We start from the raw sequence: 18,947 nt of genomic DNA, 5'->3' as shown, positions 1-18,947 counted from the left end.
GCTTTGGAGCGTTGGATCGTCTTTCGGGAGAATTTGGTGCAGTCAGTGCGCAACATCTTTAATCAACGGCTTCGCACCGTTATTACCCTATTGATCATTGCCTTTGGCATCACGGCTCTGGTGGGCATACTTACTTCTACGTCAGCAATTGAGCAGACCATCAGCGGACAATTCAGCCGATTGGGGGCAACCACCTTTACCGTACAAAACAGAGCACTTTCGATTCAAATTGGTCGGAGGCGCGAGCCTGTGCGCACCTTCCCGCCCATCACGCTGGCGCAGGCGCGCAAGTTGGCAGCTTTTTTAAAGGAGAAAGGTGTAGTAAACTCTATCTCTTATCTGGCTACCGGGGTCGCTGAAGTAAAGCGCGGTTCTATCAAGTCCAATCCTAATGTGGGTATTTGGGCGGCCGAAGGTGACTATTTGGTTACTTCGGGGTATGACCTGGAGGAGGGACGTTTTTTTACTGACCAGGAATTGAGCCGAGGAAGTTTTTCGGCCGTTATAGGTCATGATGTAAAGGAACTGCTCTTTCCTGGTGTGGAAAGTGCACTGAATCAAACCTTTTCCATCGGGCCAAATCGATACCGGGTAGTGGGCGTGCTGGCCTTTAAAGGGGCGGCCTCGGGTTTTGGAGGCGATCGCACGGTCATCATTCCTCTTACCAATGCGCGCGCTATTTACAAGCGTCGCTCTGAAACCTATTCGGTAAATGTAATGGCCCCTTCGACCGAAGCACTCGATGCTCTTATCGGTGAGGTAACCGCTACTATGCGAGCCATCAAAAAGCTTAAGCCCAATCAACCTGACAATTTCGAGATTGTAAAAAGTGACTCTTTTGCCCAAATCCTCATCAGTAACCTGCGTTATGTTACTTTGGCTGCAACAGGCATCGGCCTCATCACGCTACTGGGCGCGGCCATTGCCTTGCTCAACATCATGCTTGTGTCGGTGACTGAGCGCACCCGCGAAATCGGCATTCTCAAAGCCCTTGGTGCTCGTAAGGCAACTATTCGCCAGCAATTTCTCACAGAGGCTGTGGTGCTTACACAATTAGGCGGCATCGCAGGAATAATTCTCGGCCTAGCCATAGGAAACCTGACGGCATATTTCATCGGCGGCAAGTTCGTCGCTCCCTGGCAATGGATATTGCTGGCCTTTGTCCTCTGCTTCATCACCGGCGTAGCTGCCGGGTACTATCCTGCCAACAAAGCCGCCAACCTCGACCCTGTAGAAGCGCTGAGGTATGAGTAAGATATAAACCTCAGAGATTTATTTAAAATCAAGTCTCAAGCAGGGGGTTGTAGTCGTCAGGGTGCTTGCCGAAGGTCCAGGCTACGGCTTCGCGAGCAGTGGCAATGGTGGGAGGTACGCAGAGCATATAGTTGCGACCAGTACTAGGGCAGGTCACTTTTACGAATTGCAAGTGTTCGCGCGCCAGCTCGTCAACAGTTCGAGTTCGGTAGAGCTCGATCAGATTGCCATAGCGGTCGATGGATTGGTCTTTGATTTCGAGGTCGAGTAGTTCGGCATAGCGGCTGCTGCCAAGTATCTCCATGTAGGCACGTCGTTTCTCTACATTTGCTTCGCCCAGCACGGTACTAGGCTTTACCAGTTTGGGATTTTCGTAAAATTCAGGAGGAATCTTCCAGCCGGAGTAGAAGTAATGCTTCTCTTCAACCCACTGTAGTGCTGGGCCAACTGCAGAATGCAGCGTGCCGTCGACCATAGTTTCGAAGGCATCAGGCCAGCGCAATACAAGGGCTGTATCAGGGGTAAAGAAGCTTAAAAAACCGATGGGGCGACGATAGAGCTCTAAGAAGAGGCCGGTTTGACCTTCGAAGGGATGCAGCTGTGAAAAATTTTTGAGAAAATCAATAAATACGGCTTCGATGTAGGTAGCGGCCAGGAAGTCGTGTTGGGGGATTTTGCGGATTTTTTCAGCCACAACGGCCGATGGCAAGAGAGCAGTGATAAGTGAATCGCGTTGGTGTTTTAGGTTTAAGAAGCGCGTGCGGTAGTGTGCATTGAACACAGAATGGTATGCTGACGTGAGGTTATGTCGCTGAAGCCAGGTGCTCAATGGAGCCAAAATTTTTTGCCGAAAGCCGTCGAGTATCTTAGAGTGCAGCGAATCACACCCATCCTTAGCAGCAAGCACAGCCAGATGTTTGGAGAATTCGGCAGGAGTTTGTGCAAACGCAATTTCAGCAGGTGGCTGAAAGTCGCCAAGGTTGTAATAGTAGCTGATGATGTCGCTTATGTAGCTCTCCAAGTGTTGGATTAATCTTGGACAAAAGCTATGGTTTTTTCGTAGGGATTGTATTCGCGCTGGCGAATGATGCGGTATTTGCCTCGCGGTAGGCTGATAGGGTGGTGTTCGCCGGTAAAGGAGCGCGTTTCGGTATGGAGGTGTTCCACTTGAGCTTGAGAGTGTACTTCGAGGTACAAATTGCCATTTTCGGTGTACACTGTTACGTCGCCGGTGGCAAAGTGTCCGTGATAGCGTCCCTCACCGCGCACCAGCAGCGTTTCTTCTGATTTTTGTGACAACTCGATGTTGTCGTCGATGCGCTCAATGAGCACATCTCCTTGTCTCCACTGCATTTCAATCCTTTTTTAATAGGATATCAAAAATACCGAAAAATTGTTCTCGCTGCCTTTGATAAAAAAGTAGGTGTAGCTATCGGACAATGAGAATTTTGGCCACATGGGTATTGAAGCCCAGCTCATCGCTCATGTAAGCAAGATAAACGCCCGACTGTACTTTGCGGCCTTTGAAGTCTTTTCCATCCCAAATGGCTTGTCCGCCTTCGGCCCGTGTTTCAAAGACGAGGTTGCCGGCCACATCGGTTATTTTCACATAGGCTCCGGTTACCAGACCGCGGATAAAGATGGGACCGTCGTAGTCAGGCCTTACGGGGTTGGGGTAGGCAAATACGTCGGTGAAGGTCTCATTGCCTTCGGTGGCAGCTCCTTGGTAGGCTACGATGCCGCGATCGGTGGCGATGTACACTAGTCCGGTACGGCGGTCGATTTCGATGTCGAGGATGTTGTTAGAGGGCAAGGGCGAGTTGTTTCGGTTGAAGTTGAAAATTTGTTCGCGCCCATCGGCTGAGGTGTAGAATACGCCTGAGTTTTGGGTGCCAAACCACTTTTTGTTGGCTCCGTCCACAGCTACGGCAGTTACCACCTCTTGTGCGAGAAGGGCTTGCACGATGCCGTTTTCTTCGAAAGTGATACGACGAACGTCGTAGCTTCGGTTGGGTTCAAAGATAAAACGCGGGGTGTAGAGCACGGCTACGCCTGCTGAAGTGCCTATCCAAACGGCTCCATCGAGGTCTTCGGCAAAGGCGCGCACGTCGGCCGAGGGCAGGTTTCCACTGCCTTCGAGCTGGGTAAGCTGTCGTACTTGCAGGGTGCCGTTCGGGTCGAGTCGCGCAACGGCGATTCCCCGGTTTTGAAGGGTCATCCATATTTGGTCTTCGCGGGTCACGAGCATACGGCCTATATTGGTAGTGGTACCTGCTACTGTGCCCATGGCATAGTTGACCCACTGACCGTTTGGGGTGCGACGCGTCAGTGGCCTTTCGCTCAAAGAAGTGGCAGTCCAGAGATTGCCTTTAGAATCGAAGACTATATCGTAGGCGCGCACCTGATCGGGTGCACCAGCTACGGGTGAGAGACCACCATCGGTGTTAGAAGCATTGAAGGTGGTGACGTATTGGCCGTTAGTGATTTGTACAATGCCCTGACCCCAGGCGGTGGCGTACACAGTGCCTGGCTCTACGGGCGATGGAGTGATGGAGAGAATGTCAGTGCGGTTGTTGAGCTGAGAGGCGGTGAGGTGTTGCCAGTCGAAGTTTTCGTAATAGTAGATGCCTTTGTTATTGAAGGTCGGTCCCCAAACGCTGTTGAGCGCTCCCGGTGCTACCCAGAGCCGGCCGTTGTGGTAGCGCATTCGAAAGACGTCTTCGTCGAAGGGGCCGTCGGGGAGGAAGGTAAAAAGCCAACCTTCGGGATAGAAATAGCCATACATGCCTTCAAGCTCAGAGGCAATCCAATACCAATTGCCGTCTCTGGCCAGAACAGCTGCTTTGGGCTTGAAGCGCGGATTAAAGACATTGCCAGGCTCGATGTTAAGGCGTTTGGAGCGATTGGGCCGATAGCTTACGACTGAAAAGTCGTTGGTAATGACCAGTTCATCGCCACAGACTTCGACGTCGAAATTCTTGGAGATGAATACGTCGTACATCCAGCTCCAAGTGCCGTTTTCACGGATGAAGAGGCTATCGTCGTTGGTGCCGGTAAGGCGATTAGCTACGATTTTTCCTTGCCAGTTGACAATGTGATTAAAAGGTTTGTTAGCCATGCCTGGTTCGGGTGTCCAATTGAGAAAAAAGCTCAGCGAGCTATTCAGTGACGCTGAGAAGACACCAAGCTCGGTGGCGGCATAAACGCGGCCTCCTGCCTCGTCGAAGGCCAGGTCGAAGACTTCGATCTGTGAGCCGTTTGGTCCGATGATCAATGTTTCAGGAAAAAGCCGCTGACCTATGTCGAAGACGACAATACCGAAGCCCGTACAGATGTAGGCGCGATCGCGGTAAATGCGGATCTTATTGAGCCGACGGCGACCGAGGAAAATGTTGGAACGTGCGATGTCGCTTATGTTTCGCACGGTGTAGGCAGAGCTGATCAGGTCGAGGTTACCATTGCGATAGCCTACGATCAGGAGGTCTTCAGGAGCGTACCAGGCCAGGTGCTGTATGTCGATGTCGCTGAGACCACGGCTCTTAGTGAGGGTTTGGATTTCGGTTCTGTCGGCTTTGTTTACGATGATGAGGCCTTTTTCAGAGGCGGCTACTACGTCAGCACCGGTTTCCACTACTGCTGAAGTGGAGCGAAAGGACACGTGCTCGATCCAACCGCCTAAGGGAATGGATTGATTCTGACCGAAAGAGGCTGAATGAGCTATTAGTAATGATACAAAACACGTTAATTGGAACGACCTTAGTATTCTCATGCCTCAAATGTAACGTAAAGGCGATGTGGATTCGCATAGATATAGGGCGATGAAAGTGCAGATTTGCTTTCGATTGTTAAGGAGCAGGTCGGGTAATGTGCTTCAGCAAAGCTTATAACTTCTTTCGCTTGGGTTGAGTATAAATAATCTGCAAGAGTGAGAGACAGAAGATGTGCATTATAAATTTTAAGCGGCTCTAAGCCGCTGCCGCGTGAGGGATACGGCGGGCGCGCGATAGCGCGGTGCGGAGGCGAAGCCTTGCTGAGCCGAAGCACGGGAGCGAAGCGTACCCCAGAGTAGCCCGACCCGAGCAGCTGCCTTAACAGGCAGTGCTGCGAGGGGCACGCCCAAATAGAGAAAAATATAAACTTCTACCAAACCACGAACGGCATTGAAAGGCTGCTGATTTTTGGATTTCGATTGTACGTTTGTCCAAATTCCGATAGAGGTGATGAAATCTTTAAAAAACGTAGTACTACCGGCGCTGGTACTCGTAGTGCTGAATGTGGTCTATTTCGCTCCGGCTTTAAGCGGAAAGCTCATTCCACAAGACGATATTCTGCATGGGTTGGGCATCAGCAAAGAGATACGCGACTGGCGTGAAAAAACCGGAGAGGAGGCCCTGTGGACAAATGCCTTGTTTTCGGGTATGCCGGGTTTTCAGTGCGGTGTGATTTACTGGAACAATGTGTACCACTACTTGCAACAGGTGCTGGCAAGGGTCTTTGTGATCAATGCGGAAATATACACCATTGCCTGGCTGATGGTGGGCATGTACTTTCTGCTGGTGGTGCTGGGGGTTGAGTACCGGCTGGCTGCAGTGGGCGGACTGGCTTTTGCATTTTCGGCGTTTTTTATCATTTCGTTTGGGGCAGGTCACGTGGCGAAAGTCCGTACCGCTGCGCTTATAGCGCCAACGCTGGCTTCGATCATACTAGCCTATCAGGGCAAAAAGTGGTTGGGCTGGGCACTGACGGCTTTCTTCATTGGCATGGCGATTAATTCCAATCACATTCAAATCACATATTATCAAGCTTTTATGATTTTAGGACTGGTCGTGTTATACGCTGTGCTTATGGTGAGAGCAAGAAAGGTAAAAGAGTGGTTTATTGCTTCAGCCGGACTGCTCGTGGCAGCTGCGATCGGCATACTGCCCAATGTAAGCCATCTTTGGACGAACTACGTATATCAGAAGGAGACAATGCGAGGGGGTATTTCAGAGCTTTCGAAGAATCAAGAGTTTAAGGGCGGACTCGATTTTGACTACGCCATGATGTGGAGCTACAGCCCGGTAGAGACGTTTAATTTGGTGATTCCGAACGCCACAGGTGGGGGAATAGCTCAGAATTATGAGGGTACGCGCACGCACGATGCTTACTTCCTGCGTTTCAGGCAGATGTACATGGAGCAAGGTATGAATAAAAAAATGGCTGAAGAGCAGGCCAATAGAACGATAGCTTCCTTCTTCTACTGGGGAGAGCAAAGCCTGGTAAATGGGGGGTATTACATCGGTGCGGTGGTTTTTTTCTTGTTTGTATTGGCGTTTTTTGTAGTTGAGCGCCATTGGCTTGTAGCTCTTGGGACATTAATTGTGCTGTCAGTAGCAATGGCGTGGGGCAAGCATCTGGAGGGCTTCAATCGAATGTTGTTTGACTACCTGCCGCTGTTTAAAAAATTTAGGGTGCCCTCGATGGCTTTCACCATACTATTTGTAGCTGTGCCAATGCTTGGATTTATGGCCCTTCAGCGCTTTTTTAATATTCAAAACAAAAAAGAAGCTGAGAAAAAGCTGCTTAAAGCCGTTTACATTGCTGGTGGTTTGTGTTTGTTTTTCATCGTATTGGGCGGTGCTTTGTTTGACTTTACCGGCAATAACGATGAGATGCTTCGCCAAAACGGGTTGAATGTGGATCAGTTGGTAGAAGACCGAATCGGACTCCTGAGAAGCAGTGCTGGCAGAACGCTGCTCTTTGTGCTGCTGGCAGCTGGCGCGCTTTGGGCGCATTTGAAAGGATTTGTGAAAGCTCAGGTTTTGCCCTTGATTCTGGGAGCACTAGTATTGGCAGATCAGTGGTCTTTTACCCTTCAGCACCTTAACTGGAAGGACTTTGTGTCGCAACAGGAGTTTGAAAAACCCCTCAGACCTTCACAAGCCAATATTCAGATAAGCCAAGATCCCGATCCGCACTTTAGGGTGTTCAATGCGCAACGAGGTCTTACCAGCGATGCATTTACGAGCTATCACCACCATTCGATCGCCGGCTATCACGGTGCGAAACTGGGCAGATATCAGGACCTGATCGATGCTCACTTGAGCAAGGGTAACGAGGCTGTATTCAACATGCTGAATACGAAGTACATCATTTCAAACGACCAGCCACAGTTTAATCCAAATGCTTGTGGCAATGCCTGGTTTGTAAGAGAAATACGCTGGGTGAAAAATGCCGATGAAGAAATCGAGGCGCTCAATGCACCCTTTGATCCAAAAACGACTGCTGTAATCGACGAGCGCTATAAAGGCCGCGTAACGAGAGGCGATTACAGTCCTGAAGGCGCAGCAATCAAACTCACTTCCTATACACCAAATGTACTGACGTACTCAGTAAGCATTCCTTCAGGTAGCCAGTTTGCCGTATTTTCAGAAATTTATTACGAGGGCTCGGGCAGCGATTGGAAGGCCTACATCGATGGCAAAGAGACCCCACACATCCGAGTAAACTACGCTTTGCGCGGTATGGAGCTGCCTGCAGGCCAATACGAAGTGGAGTTTCGCTTTGAGCCGGAGAGTTACTTGAAAGGTGAGAAATACGCGCGCTTTGCGTCCATCGGTTTTCTAATCCTTTTTGGTGCAAGTTTGTTTTTATCGTACAAAAACGGTGAATTTGACTCAAAAGACCAACTGTAGCGATCGCATTAAGTGGGTAGAGGCCGATCCTAAGATTTTGGATCGCGTAATCGAAATGGCGTGGGAAGACCGAACGCCTTTTGAAGCCATTCAGGCGCAGTTTGGTCTGGCTGAGAAGGATGTAATCGACATCATGCGCCGGAATATGAAGCCTTCTTCTTTCAGAATGTGGCGAGAGCGAGTAACCGGACGTGCCACCAAGCACCGAAGTTTAAGGGGCTTTGCCGTGGGTACCCACAAATGCGACAGGCAGCGACACATCTCAGGCAATAAATACAAAAAGTGAAAACCATAGCGCTCTTAGATACCGTACATCCGCGTTTTGCAGAGGTGCTGATTCAGCAAGGATATCAAGTAGAGGATTTTACCTCACTTGCCAGAGAAGAAGTTTTAAGTAAATTAGACGGAGTTCACGCTTTGGCAATACGGAGCAGATTCCGGATAGATAAGGATTTTATCGATCGAATGCCCTCAACACTACGGGTAATTGGACGCTACGGCAGTGGCATGGAAAATATTGACGTGGCATATGCGACGGAAAAAGGCATTCGATGTGTTCACGCACCTGAAGGCAATCGACAGGCAGTAGCTGAACACGCTCTCGGCATGTTGCTTTCGGTATTCAATAACCTTTGCAAAGCATCGGCTGAGGTCAAGTTCAATCAATGGAAACGCGAAGAAAATAGAGGAGAGGAATTAGCAGGCAAGACAGTCGGCATCATCGGATACGGAAACACGGGTTCAGCCTTTGCCCGTCTGTTGAACGCTTTTCCTGATGTGAAAGTGCTGGTATACGACAAATACAAAACCGGATTTTCGCATGGCAACATCGTTGAAACCAATGAATATCGAATACAGGAAGAGGCTGACGTAGTTTCGCTACATATACCATTGACGTCAGAAACGTATCACCTGATCGACACGCGATGGATCGATCGCATGCATAAGCCGTTTTATCTGATCAATACTTCGCGCGGTCAATGTGTAGATACACACAGTTTGGTAGAAGGATTAAAGAGTAAAAAAGTGCTCGGTGCTTGCCTGGATGTGCTGGAATATGAAAAAACTTCGTTTGAGGGTCTGGAAATGGAACACTTACCGGCTGATTTTCAGTACTTAGTTCAGCATCCCAAAGTGATGATTACTCCTCACATAGCCGGATGGAGTTTTCAGAGCCATGTGAAATTGGCTGAAATATTGGCTCAGCGCATAGTAGATGTGTTAAAGTAAAAAAGGCCGGCTGAAGGAAAGCCGACCTTCTGCTAACCAAAAACCCTCACCACCACTACGGCTGAAGGATGATCGGCTGGCTTCCGCTGCCGATGATGATTTTAGTGTTGGGCGATTTTGAGAGTTCGCGATAGGCTTCGATGGTCTTGTACTGGATAATGATGGGTGTTAATCCTTCGGAAATCACACGATTGGCATCTCTGATACCTTGAGCTTCTACGAGTTTGCGTTCGGCCTCGAGTTTTTCACGTTGTAGAACGAATTCCATGCGCTGAGCTTCCTGTTCGGCTTCGAGCTTTTCTTCGATGGCTCGATACAGTCCGGGCGGCAGCATGATAGTTTTGAGTAATACGGCTTCGATTACAAATCCCCGTGGTTCAAGAATTTCGGCCATTTTGCTGCGGATTTCGTTTTCGATGCCCAAACGGTTGCCTGAGTGCATGTCTTTGGCCATAAACTTCGCTGTTACATCAGCAGCTGCTGCCCGAAACACTGGAAGGATCATGCTGGTTTCGTAGTCTTTACCAATAGTACCGATCACTTCAGTGGCTTTTCGTTCGTTTACGTGGTAGAGGATGGAGATGTCTGATTTTACGTTGAGACCTTCTTTGCTGGGCAGGTCGAGTCTAATTTCGATGTTTGTAGTACGAGTAGGTACACGCAGTATAGTGCTGACCAGTGGATTGTAAAAAACCAGACCGGGCTGAAGTTCTCTTTTTGAAATTTTACCAAAAGTTCTTTTTACACCTACATCGCCCTGTCTGATAACTGCACAGCCGGTGAGCGAAACAGCGACTGCTAATAAAAGGAATAATCTTATCTTTCTCATATTCATGAAATTATCCGGAGCTGAGAAAGAAAAAATTACGCCATGACGCACACCTGGGCACTTTATTTAAAATTTTTTAACATTTTTGTTATTCCTATACCTAAAAGTAAGAAAATTCACAAATGTATCTATGCGCGAATCTGTTTTGCACTTTGTGTGGAAAAACCGCTTGTTTAAACCACTGTTGTTAAAGACGTTTGACGGAAAACCGATAGAAATACTCCATCCAGGGTATCAAAATCACGACTCTGGACCTGATTTTCAAAATGCTCGCATCAGAATCGACGGACAGTTATGGGCAGGAAATATTGAAATTCACGTACATGCCTCCCAGTGGCGTCTGCACGGCCATCACCTCGACCAAGCGTACAAAAACGTAGTGTTGCACGTGGTGCATACAGTTGATATTCCACCTACCGATCCCAATGAACCACCTATCTTAGAGCTAAAAGGCTACTTGGAACCAGAGATCGTAAACAAAGCAGAAAACTTGCTTAGCTCAGCCGATGAAATTGCCTGTTCAAACCAAATTAAAAATGTAGATACCGAAACCAAAAGGGCAATGATAAGCCGCGCAGCCATTGAGCGACTGGAGCACAAATACCAAGAAAAAGCAAAAGTGCTAGAAGCGATAGATTATGATTATCACAAATGGCTTTTGGTGGAGGTGTTTAATGCCTTTGGCCTTAAAGCAAATACACAGCCCATGCAGTCTTTAGCTATGCGTGTTCCTCTTTATAAGGTTGTGCAACTTGCTGATGAAAGGCTGAGTATCGAAGCTCTTTTGTATGGCCTGGCATCCCTATTGCCTGATAAACAGGTAGATGACTATACGGAAAAACTCATTCGTGAATTCTACTACCTCAAAGCAAAATTCCAAATAGATGATTGTCTGCCAGCCCACATGTGGAAGTTTCATCGCATACAGCCGGTGAGTTTTCCCACGATACGGCTTTCGCAAGTAGCAGCCCTTTTGATGCGATGGGATGAGCTAGTACACACAGTTTTTAAAAAACCCAATTTAGAGCACTTGAAAAAACTTTTGTCTGTAGAAGCTTCATCCTATTGGAATAGGCACTATCGATTTGGTGTGCCTTCTGAAAGGGAATTTCCGAAAAAGGTTGGAAATGACTTGATTCATCGCATTCTCATCAACGCTATCATTCCTCTGATGATAGGTTTCGGCAAAAACATGGATAATTTAGATTATCAAAACATTGCCTTGGAGTGGCTGGAGCATCTTCCCTCTGAAAACAACCGCGTGATTCGGTCAATGACCACCTATGGATTTCCGAACAAAAGTGCTTTAGAAAGTCAAGGACTATTGCAATTAAGAAATTTCTACTGTGTCAAGAAAAAGTGTTTATTTTGTTCCATTGGGTATAAAATCATCAAATCATGAACAGAGAAATCGAACACCTTAGAAGCTTCTTTGAAAAGTTTGGTTTCGAAGTCTGTGAGCGATTGGGTGATTACTTAGGGATTCAGGCAGCCCGTATCCGTTTATTTTTCATTTATGCAGCCTTTCTAACCATGGGCTCGCCGGTTATACTCTACATGATCTTGCTGTTCATAAAAGAAATCAGGTATTATATCAGAAAGCGGAAAACGTCCGTTTTTGATTTATAAACATTCGCATGAAACATTTATTTCTTTTCTTTTATTTTATTGTTTTTCAATTATTTTCTCAAGGGATTCGATTTGAAAGCGGCACCTTTGCCGATGCCCTGGTCAAGGCCAAAAACGAAGGCAAACTCGTTTTTGTAGATGCCTACACCACTTGGTGCGGCCCGTGTAAATGGCTGGCTCGCGAAGTTTTTCCAGACAGCGAGCTTGGGAAGTTTTACAACGAAAACTTTGTAAGCATCCAAATCGATATGGAAAAGGGCGAAGGCATCGACTTCGCCAGAAAATACAACGTTCAAGCTTATCCCACGTTGCTCTATTTTGATGCTGAAGGAAATGAGATTCACCGTCTTTTAGGCGCAAGAGAGGCCTCTCGGCTTCTTCAGGAGACCAAAGAACTCATGAACGAAGACAATCGCTTCAGCACGATTAAAAAATTGGTAGAATCGTCGGAACAAGTCGATAAAAACGTACTCAGAAAATATTTGGTGCTATTGAACGAACAAGGTGAGAGCGATGAAACGCGATTGAAGCAATATATGGATTTGATGACGCCCGAAGACTGGAAAGATGTAGAATTCCTTTCAGTATTGCTCGACTATTCTGGCAGGACTGAAGATTGCAGCGACTCATACACTAAAGGTATTTTAGATAACTACAATACAGTAGTCACTGCCTTAGCGATGTATCCCGTCTATCAGCGCTCGCTGAAAGAATTTTTTTACGTGAAACTCGCCAAATCGTTTGCGCGAAAAATTGACGATAAAAAGTACGACAATTCAGTAGCCGAAAAATTTTTGAAAGCCAATGAAAACGTGTTTGCCAGAGATCGAGTAATGCTTATGGCACAGCGATATGCCGAAAAGAACAAAAACAAGCACAAAAAGTTGCTTGAAATCGACAACGTTTTGTATGAAAAATACATAGAAAATGCTGACCAGCTCAACAATGCCGCGTGGGAGATTTATGAAAATCCGGACGCTTCAAAAAAAGAACTCAAATATGCCCTCTCATGGGCGCGAAAGTCAGTGCAAATACGCGAAGCATACCACAATACCGATACGTTAGCTCATTTGCTTTACCGGTTAGGCAACATGCAAGAGGCACGACTATGGGCTGAGCGGTCAATAGCCTTAGGTCGTGAAACAGGCGAAGATGTGACCCTCACTGAAATACTGCTCTCAAAAATTCAAAATGCAAGAAATTAACAGATTGCCGCTAATCCATAAAACATTCCCTAAAAAGGCAACTTGCAGCCAATAAAGCACTTAGAGCTGTGGTTACATTATCTAAAACATACCTATTTTTGCGGGCTTTATGAAAGTTAGTAAATTCCTCATTCTGTTCGCATTACTTTCTTTGGTCAGTACATCGTGCAGCGAGTACAACAAAGTGCTCAAGTCAAACGACTTGAACTACAAGTTTGACATGGCCAAAAAGTATTACGAGCGCAAAAAATTCAACAAAGCATATCCACTCTTTGACGAGCTGCTAAACCTCTACCGAGGTACTGCCCAGGCAGAAGAGGTGTACTATTACTACAGCATGAACCTCTATAAAATGGAGGATAACCTTTTGGCGGCATATCACTTTAAAAATTTTTACAAAACCTTTCCTCAGAGTAAATACGCTGAAGAGGCGGCCTTTATGACAGGATATTGTTACTATCTTGAGTCGCCTGTTTATTCCCTCGATCAAGCTTATACGCTTAAAGCCATCAACGAACTGCAGCTCTTTATCAATACCCATCCGCGCAGCAGCAGAATCGACCAATGCAATGAATTGATCATTGAATTGCGTCGAAAACTGGAACGAAAAAACTTTGAACGCGCCAAGCAATACTACACTACCATGCAATACCAAGCTGCAGTAGTAGCGCTTAAAAATGTGTTAAACGACTTTCCGGAAACCCAATTTCGAGAAGAAATCCTCTTATTGCTCTTAAGAAGCAATTACGAATTAGCACGGTTTTCGGTCGAAAGCAAAAAACTTCAGCGCTTCATTGAGACGAAAACTGCCTGTGACGACTTTTTGGAGCGCTATCCTGAAAGTAAATTCGCCAAAGAGGCACACGAAATCAAAGAAAGAGCCTTATCACAAATTCAATTTTTAAAAGAGAATCAATCAGAGTATGGAATCTAAAAAGAAGCTGAATGCCCCTCGAATCACTGCTACTGTTGACATAGAAAAAGTAGCAGCACCCACTGGTAACATTTATGAAGCCATCATCATCATATCAAAACGAGCAGCTCAGATCGCTGATGAGCTCAAGGCTGAGATCAATAATAAAATGAAAGAATTCGAATCTGTTTCCGAAATTTTGGAAGAGGTGTTTGAAAATAGAGAGCAGATAGAACTTTCGCGCTATTACGAGAGTCTGCCAAAACCACATCTGATGGCCCTTCAAGAGTGGCTCGACGGAGAAATTTACTACCGCTACGCCGAAGCTGAAGCTAAAAATGCCTAATGTGGGCAGGTAAAAAAATTCTGCTGGGCATCACAGGTGGAATAGCCGCGTATAAATCTATTCACCTTGCAAGGCTCATTGTAAAAGCTGGAGCTGAAGTGCAAGTCATATTGACGCCTTCAGCTCGCGATTTCGTAACGCCTCTTTCACTCTCCGCCCTTACTGGCAGACCAGTCTATACCGATACCTTCGAACCTAAGACGGGGCATTGGAACAATCACGTAGAGTTGGGCCTGTGGGCAGATTTAATGATCATAGCCCCTGCCACAGCCAATACTCTTGCAAAGATGGCTAACGGGCTCTGCGACAACTTACTGTTGGCCACCTATTTGAGTGCCCGGTGCCCTGTATTCTTCGCACCGGCGATGGATCTTGACATGTATGCACATCCCGCAGTACAGCAAAACATCGCTCGTCTTCAATCTTTTGGTAATTACTTAATCGATTCTGAAGTCGGTCCCCTGGCTAGCGGCCTTGAGGGCAAGGGGCGAATGGCTGAGCCTGAGCATATCTTACAGCACATTGAACAATTTTTTGCAATTAAATCAAGTCTAGCTGAGAAAAAAGTGCTTATAAACGGCGGACCTACCTATGAATACATTGATCCAGTGCGCTTTATCGGTAATCACTCGTCAGGCGATACGGCAGTCTATCTTGCTTGGGAAGCGCATAATAGAGGCGCTGAGGTTACTCTTGTTCTCGGCCCGACCAAGTATAAAAATGAAAATTTTCCTTTTGCTGTAAAACATGTGACAAGCGCACGCGAAATGCTCGATGAGTGTCTGCAACTGTCGGTAAATGCAAATGTCGTCATCTGTTCTGCTGCTGTAGCCGACTACAGACCGAAGGTGACTTATGACCAAAAAATTAAAAAAAGCGATCAGAACCTTGTCATAGAACTGGAAAAAAACCCCGATATTCTTGCTATCCTTGGACAGAGCAAAAGAGAGCAGCAACTGCTGATCGGATTCGCCTTGGAAACCGAAAATCAGTTCGAAAATGCTCGAAAAAAGCTCCTTGATAAAAATGCAGATGCCATAGTTTTGAACTCGCCTAGTCAAACCACCGGTTTTTCCACACCTACTAATCAAGTGACCGTAATTTTTAGAGATGGCACTACAGCTGCCAGTCAGCTCGTTTTAAAAGAAAAGTTAGCGTCTTGGCTATGGGATACTTTTATAAATACATTGCACTTGTAATATTTCAAATACTTTTTGGCCTCCATGCGCTCTTTTCCCAAGAGCTAAATGCACGGGTCACAGTAAATCATCAGCAGATTCAGCGCAGCAATGTTAGTATTTTTAAAACTCTTGAAAACTCGCTTTACGAATTTCTCAACAATACGCGCTGGACGGGAGCGCGCTATGCACCACAAGAGCGCATAGAGTGCAACTTTACCCTCATTCTTGAGCTTGAACCCTCGCCCAACGAATTTCAGGGCAAGCTGCAAATCCAATACAGCCGACCGGCTTTCGGAACCTCCTACAATTCACCCGTCATCAACTATCAAGACGTCGATATTTACTTTCCATACACAGAGTTTGAGCGCCTTGAGTTCAATCCACAAAACGTCGATAACAATTTGGTAGCTATCATGGCATTTTATGCCTACATGATTATCGGCTTCGACAATGCCACTTTTGCCCCTGGCGCTGGTAAGGAACAATTTGAAATGATGCAAAACATTGTGAATTTCATGCAAAGCCAGGGTAGATTTCCAGGCTGGCGCGACGATGGCCGCGGCTTTCGAAACCGATTTTGGATTGCCGAACACCTCAATCACAGTACAACTGGCGATTTCCTTCAGGCTCTTTACACCTATCACAGGCTTGGCATCGACGTGTTACATTCCAATAGTCGCGTTAAAGAAGGCAAAGAGAAAATCAGCGAAGCACTGATGTCTCTTCAACCGGTGTACAAAAAGCGTCCACAAAGCATTCTGCTTCAGATCTTCTTTCAGGCAAAAGCTGATGAAATCGCTGGTATCTTTTCAGGAGGCGAACCCATCAATACAGTGAACCTGCGAAACGTTCTCAACGAAATCGACCCCTTGAATAGCGCTAAATACGCTCAACTGAAATAAATTTTCATTGTTTCGTAAGAGCCGTTCAGTTTAAAACAACTTTTAATTTTTTTAAGAAAGGCTCTGAATATCAGTAATAAAAGGTGCTGATATTTACTTGTTTTAACCTACACCTTTAACCTCTTAAAAAAAGGAGCCATACATGCAATCGGTGAGGTGCTGCGTTTGGCATTTTAGCTCACAGGATGAATTGTGAATTCGTAATACTCCGTAATCGGATTCGCTAAAATCTTTTTGCAAGACATTTCTGCTTTTTGCCGTGCTTCATCTTCTGAGGATGCTTCGAGTTCGAGTTGAATGTGTTTACCGATGCGTACATCTTCTACGCCGGTGATTCCAAGATTTGGTAGATTCCTGCACACAGCTTTTCCTTGAGGATCATGAAGAGAGCGGTGCGGCATTACATTGACTTCAACTCGAAATTTCATTTTCTTTTATTTTGATAGGTCGATAAAAAACTAAAGACAAAAAGACATACAAAAGTATCACAAAACTGAGTGCAGCCAATTTCCAAAAGAATAGTGATAGTGCTGAGAGGAGTAAAAAGATTGCTTTTAGCCAGAGATAGTGATCCATCTTTTTGAATTTCAAGGCAAACAGACGGATGTTTGAATTCATTGTCCAAATGAGTACGATAGGAAGTAGTGCAAGCAGCTGAAGGTTTAAAACCTCGCGACCGTTTTTTTCTATAAAAAAGGGAATACCTAAAACAAAAATGGCCATAGAAGGGGTGGGTAATCCTTTAAAATCTGATGTTTGACTTGCATCCAAATTAAATCTTCCAAGTCGAAAAGCTGCTCCGCCTGCAATTCCAAAGGCCAAATAGGACAGCAAGTTTAATTCTGGTATTTCAGGCGGAATATAGGTTTGAAGCACTTTATACAGCACCAGAGAGGGCACTACCCCAAAGCTCACCACATCAGCTAAAGAGTCTAATTGTGCTCCCAGTGGAGAAGTACATCCTAGCGCCCTGGCAGCAAATCCATCTAAAAAGTCAAAAACCAAACTCAAACCCAACCAAAAGGCAGTTTCGTAAAAGTTGTAAGCTAAAGCTGATTCTATGGCTGGTAAAGCACAGAGAAGGTTAAGAAGGGTCAGGAGGTTTGGCAAATGGCATTTCATCGCTGTGCAAAGAAATAAAAAACCTCCGTGCTTTCGGACGGAGGTTTAAATCCTTTTACATAAAAAATTTATCTACTCATACGGTAGGGTCTAAACTTCTGGCGCTTGGGCTTCTTAGAAGTCTTTTTACGCTTCAGATCGTTTTGCATACCCAGGCGATCCATGGCACAGCGGAAGCCAATCCAGTCAGTAGCCACCGTCTGTTCCATAAATCTGCGCGTACCCGGGCTTACCCAGTATTGCCTGTCTTTCCAGGAGGCTCCTTTTACTACGCGCACAGTATTGCCAACGAGGGTTGTTTTGTTGTAGTCATACATGGGAGACTCGCCTTGAGGCACATCTTTGCTGTAGTAAATGCTCGACTCAACATCTCCATCGAGGTAGTCGCGGTAGTCGCTGTATTGATAGTTTCTACGGTTTAGATTTTCTTGCTCTGTTACAGGGCGGATAGGGAGCTGACCCGGTAGTCTGATGATTTTTCCGTTTTGATCGACCTGAGCTTCCTGAAGCACGGTAAGCTCACCGGCTCCCTGATAATCTGTGTCGAAGGTTGTAAATTCATTACCTCTGAAGGGTCGGAAGTCGGTAATATCTTCAAAGCTCAAAGGTCTGTACACGTCCAATACCCATTCAGCCACATTGCCTTCCATATCGTAGAGTCCGAAATCGTTTGGCGGATAGAATTTTACTTGCATGGTAATGTCAGCCTGGTCGTTGAGCCAGCCACCAAGACCCATATTGTCGCCACGGCCTCTCTTGAAGTTTCCGAGCATATCCCCACGCGAACGGCTATCAGAGTTTCTCATCGAATTACCCGCCCAAGTAAATTTATTGCCTTCGTACAATCTGTCGAATTGACGGTTGCCAATGTTACCGTAAGCAGCATATTCCCACTCAGCTTCGGTTGGCAGACGGTATTTCGGAAGCAGGATGCCATCTTCAATGGTTACAGGACGTCCTTCTTTTCCATAGGGACTATTTGGACGGTAGTCTTTTAAACCTTTTTTGTTTTGCTGAGTATATTCACCAGGCAGATAGAGGTAAACTTCAGTATCGAAGTGATCAGCATCTTTTTGATCGTTTAGTGGTGAAAGAACACCTTTTTCGATCAAGATCATTTCATTCACACGGTCGGTACGCCAAGCACAGTACTTCATGGCTTGCTCCCAGTTTACGCCCACTACCGGATAGAAGTTGTATGCCGGATAGCGTAAGTAGTTTTCCACTAAAGCCTCGTTGTAAGCGAGCTTATCTCTCCAAACGAGCGTGTCTGGTAAAGCAGAGCGATATATTTCAGGAAAATAATCGAGGTCAAAAACTCTCTGCAGCCAGTAGAGGTATTCGCGATAGGCCAGATTGGTTACCTCGTGCTCATCCATGTAGAAAGACGACACTGTAACCTGGCGAGGTATGTTGTTCCAATCCTTAATCACGTCTTCCTCTACGCGACCCATGGTAAATGTACCACCTTCAATAAACACGAGACCCGGGCCGGTCATTTGGCCTTTAAATTTCAGATTGGCCATAAAGCCCCCGTGTTTTGTGTCGTTGATTCGCCAGCCTGTGGTGCTTGACTTGGGCTTTCCACAGCTGCTTATGAGAGCTACAAGGGCTAATGAGGCAAGTGGCAAAAGGTTTCTCATATGCTCTATTATACGATTT

At 46.2% G+C, this 18,947-nt stretch carries 18 protein-coding genes; 11 read left to right on the top strand and 7 right to left on the bottom strand.

Annotated features, from left to right (window positions below):
- Positions 1 to 3 precede the first annotated feature (3 nt).
- A complete protein-coding gene (locus EIP89_RS08930; RefSeq protein WP_245966133.1) occupies positions 4 to 1,254 on the top strand; it encodes an ABC transporter permease in 1,251 nt (416 codons plus the stop codon).
- Positions 1,255 to 1,282: 28 nt separating this feature from the next.
- Here the strand turns inward: EIP89_RS08930 and EIP89_RS08925 are convergent, their stop codons facing one another.
- The 3 genes from EIP89_RS08925 to porZ form a co-directional block, all read right to left on the bottom strand.
- Positions 1,283 to 2,275 carry a DUF6745 domain-containing protein gene (locus EIP89_RS08925; protein ID WP_124398333.1) on the bottom strand — a complete coding sequence of 331 codons (993 nt, stop codon included), beginning with the start codon at positions 2,273 to 2,275 and terminating at the stop codon, positions 1,283 to 1,285.
- 8 nt (positions 2,276 to 2,283) lie between these two features.
- Complete coding sequence (locus tag EIP89_RS08920; RefSeq protein WP_124398332.1) at positions 2,284 to 2,607, bottom strand: DUF8820 family protein; 324 nt, start codon at positions 2,605 to 2,607, stop codon at positions 2,284 to 2,286.
- 76 nt (positions 2,608 to 2,683) lie between these two features.
- Complete coding sequence (porZ, locus tag EIP89_RS08915) at positions 2,684 to 5,023, bottom strand: type IX secretion system anionic LPS delivery protein PorZ (protein ID WP_124398331.1); 2,340 nt, start codon at positions 5,021 to 5,023, stop codon at positions 2,684 to 2,686.
- Between the two features lie 451 nt (positions 5,024 to 5,474).
- Between porZ and EIP89_RS08910 the strand changes: the two genes are divergently transcribed.
- From EIP89_RS08910 to EIP89_RS08900, 3 genes are read left to right on the top strand one after another with little or no spacing between them, the layout of a single operon-like run.
- Positions 5,475 to 7,928: a glycosyltransferase family protein gene (locus EIP89_RS08910; RefSeq protein WP_124398330.1), complete on the top strand. Its 2,454-nt coding sequence runs from the start codon at positions 5,475 to 5,477 to the stop codon at positions 7,926 to 7,928.
- Entirely contained in the window at positions 7,906 to 8,214 is a 309-nt protein-coding gene (locus tag EIP89_RS08905) for a TIGR03643 family protein (RefSeq protein ID WP_262607432.1), read from the top strand. Before EIP89_RS08910 ends, EIP89_RS08905 begins: the two co-directional genes overlap by 23 nt.
- Positions 8,211 to 9,158: an NAD(P)-dependent oxidoreductase gene (locus tag EIP89_RS08900; protein WP_245966132.1), complete on the top strand. Its 948-nt coding sequence runs from the start codon at positions 8,211 to 8,213 to the stop codon at positions 9,156 to 9,158. The genes EIP89_RS08905 and EIP89_RS08900 overlap by 4 nt, the downstream gene beginning before the upstream one ends.
- A gap of 55 nt (positions 9,159 to 9,213) precedes the next feature.
- On the opposite strand, the gene EIP89_RS08895 is transcribed toward EIP89_RS08900, so the two are convergent.
- Entirely contained in the window at positions 9,214 to 9,987 is a 774-nt protein-coding gene (locus tag EIP89_RS08895) for a prohibitin family protein (protein ID WP_124398328.1), read from the bottom strand.
- Positions 9,988 to 10,117: 130 nt separating this feature from the next.
- Here EIP89_RS08895 and EIP89_RS08890 point away from each other — a divergent pair, with 130 nt between their 5' ends.
- From EIP89_RS08890 to porD, 7 genes are all read left to right on the top strand, one after another.
- A complete protein-coding gene (locus tag EIP89_RS08890; RefSeq protein ID WP_124398327.1) occupies positions 10,118 to 11,389 on the top strand; it encodes a DUF2851 family protein in 1,272 nt (423 codons plus the stop codon).
- A complete protein-coding gene (locus tag EIP89_RS08885; protein WP_124398326.1) occupies positions 11,386 to 11,616 on the top strand; it encodes a PspC domain-containing protein in 231 nt (76 codons plus the stop codon). Before EIP89_RS08890 ends, EIP89_RS08885 begins: the two co-directional genes overlap by 4 nt.
- An 8-nt stretch (positions 11,617 to 11,624) precedes the next feature.
- On the top strand, positions 11,625 to 12,821 hold the full coding sequence (locus EIP89_RS08880; RefSeq protein WP_124398325.1) for a thioredoxin family protein: 1,197 nt from the start codon (positions 11,625 to 11,627) through the stop codon (positions 12,819 to 12,821).
- Between the two features lie 109 nt (positions 12,822 to 12,930).
- Positions 12,931 to 13,755: an outer membrane protein assembly factor BamD gene (locus EIP89_RS08875; RefSeq protein WP_124398324.1), complete on the top strand. Its 825-nt coding sequence runs from the start codon at positions 12,931 to 12,933 to the stop codon at positions 13,753 to 13,755.
- On the top strand, positions 13,745 to 14,080 hold the full coding sequence (locus tag EIP89_RS08870) for a DNA-directed RNA polymerase subunit omega (RefSeq protein ID WP_124398323.1): 336 nt from the start codon (positions 13,745 to 13,747) through the stop codon (positions 14,078 to 14,080). The genes EIP89_RS08875 and EIP89_RS08870 overlap by 11 nt, the downstream gene beginning before the upstream one ends.
- Positions 14,080 to 15,279, top strand: a complete 1,200-nt coding sequence (coaBC, locus tag EIP89_RS08865) for a bifunctional phosphopantothenoylcysteine decarboxylase/phosphopantothenate--cysteine ligase CoaBC (protein WP_124398322.1) — start codon at positions 14,080 to 14,082, stop codon at positions 15,277 to 15,279. The genes EIP89_RS08870 and coaBC overlap by 1 nt, the downstream gene beginning before the upstream one ends.
- Positions 15,246 to 16,163: a type IX secretion system protein PorD gene (gene porD, locus EIP89_RS08860; protein WP_124398321.1), complete on the top strand. Its 918-nt coding sequence runs from the start codon at positions 15,246 to 15,248 to the stop codon at positions 16,161 to 16,163. Before coaBC ends, porD begins: the two co-directional genes overlap by 34 nt.
- Before the next feature lie 173 nt (positions 16,164 to 16,336).
- Here the strand turns inward: porD and purS are convergent, their stop codons facing one another.
- The 3 genes from purS to gldJ all read right to left on the bottom strand — a co-directional run bounded on the left by purS (position 16,337) and on the right by gldJ (position 18,928).
- Positions 16,337 to 16,591: a phosphoribosylformylglycinamidine synthase subunit PurS gene (gene purS, locus EIP89_RS08855; protein WP_124398320.1), complete on the bottom strand. Its 255-nt coding sequence runs from the start codon at positions 16,589 to 16,591 to the stop codon at positions 16,337 to 16,339.
- Complete coding sequence (locus EIP89_RS08850) at positions 16,575 to 17,285, bottom strand: CDP-alcohol phosphatidyltransferase family protein (RefSeq protein ID WP_124398319.1); 711 nt, start codon at positions 17,283 to 17,285, stop codon at positions 16,575 to 16,577. The genes purS and EIP89_RS08850 overlap by 17 nt, the downstream gene beginning before the upstream one ends.
- A 68-nt stretch (positions 17,286 to 17,353) precedes the next feature.
- On the bottom strand, positions 17,354 to 18,928 hold the full coding sequence (gene gldJ / locus EIP89_RS08845; RefSeq protein WP_124398318.1) for a gliding motility lipoprotein GldJ: 1,575 nt from the start codon (positions 18,926 to 18,928) through the stop codon (positions 17,354 to 17,356).
- Positions 18,929 to 18,947: the final 19 nt, after the last annotated feature.

Source organism: Thermaurantimonas aggregans, assembly GCF_003851885.1.
GTDB classification, from domain to species: Bacteria; Bacteroidota; Bacteroidia; order Flavobacteriales; family Schleiferiaceae; genus Thermaurantimonas; species Thermaurantimonas aggregans.
This window is presented reverse-complemented; position numbering and strand designations above follow the sequence as displayed.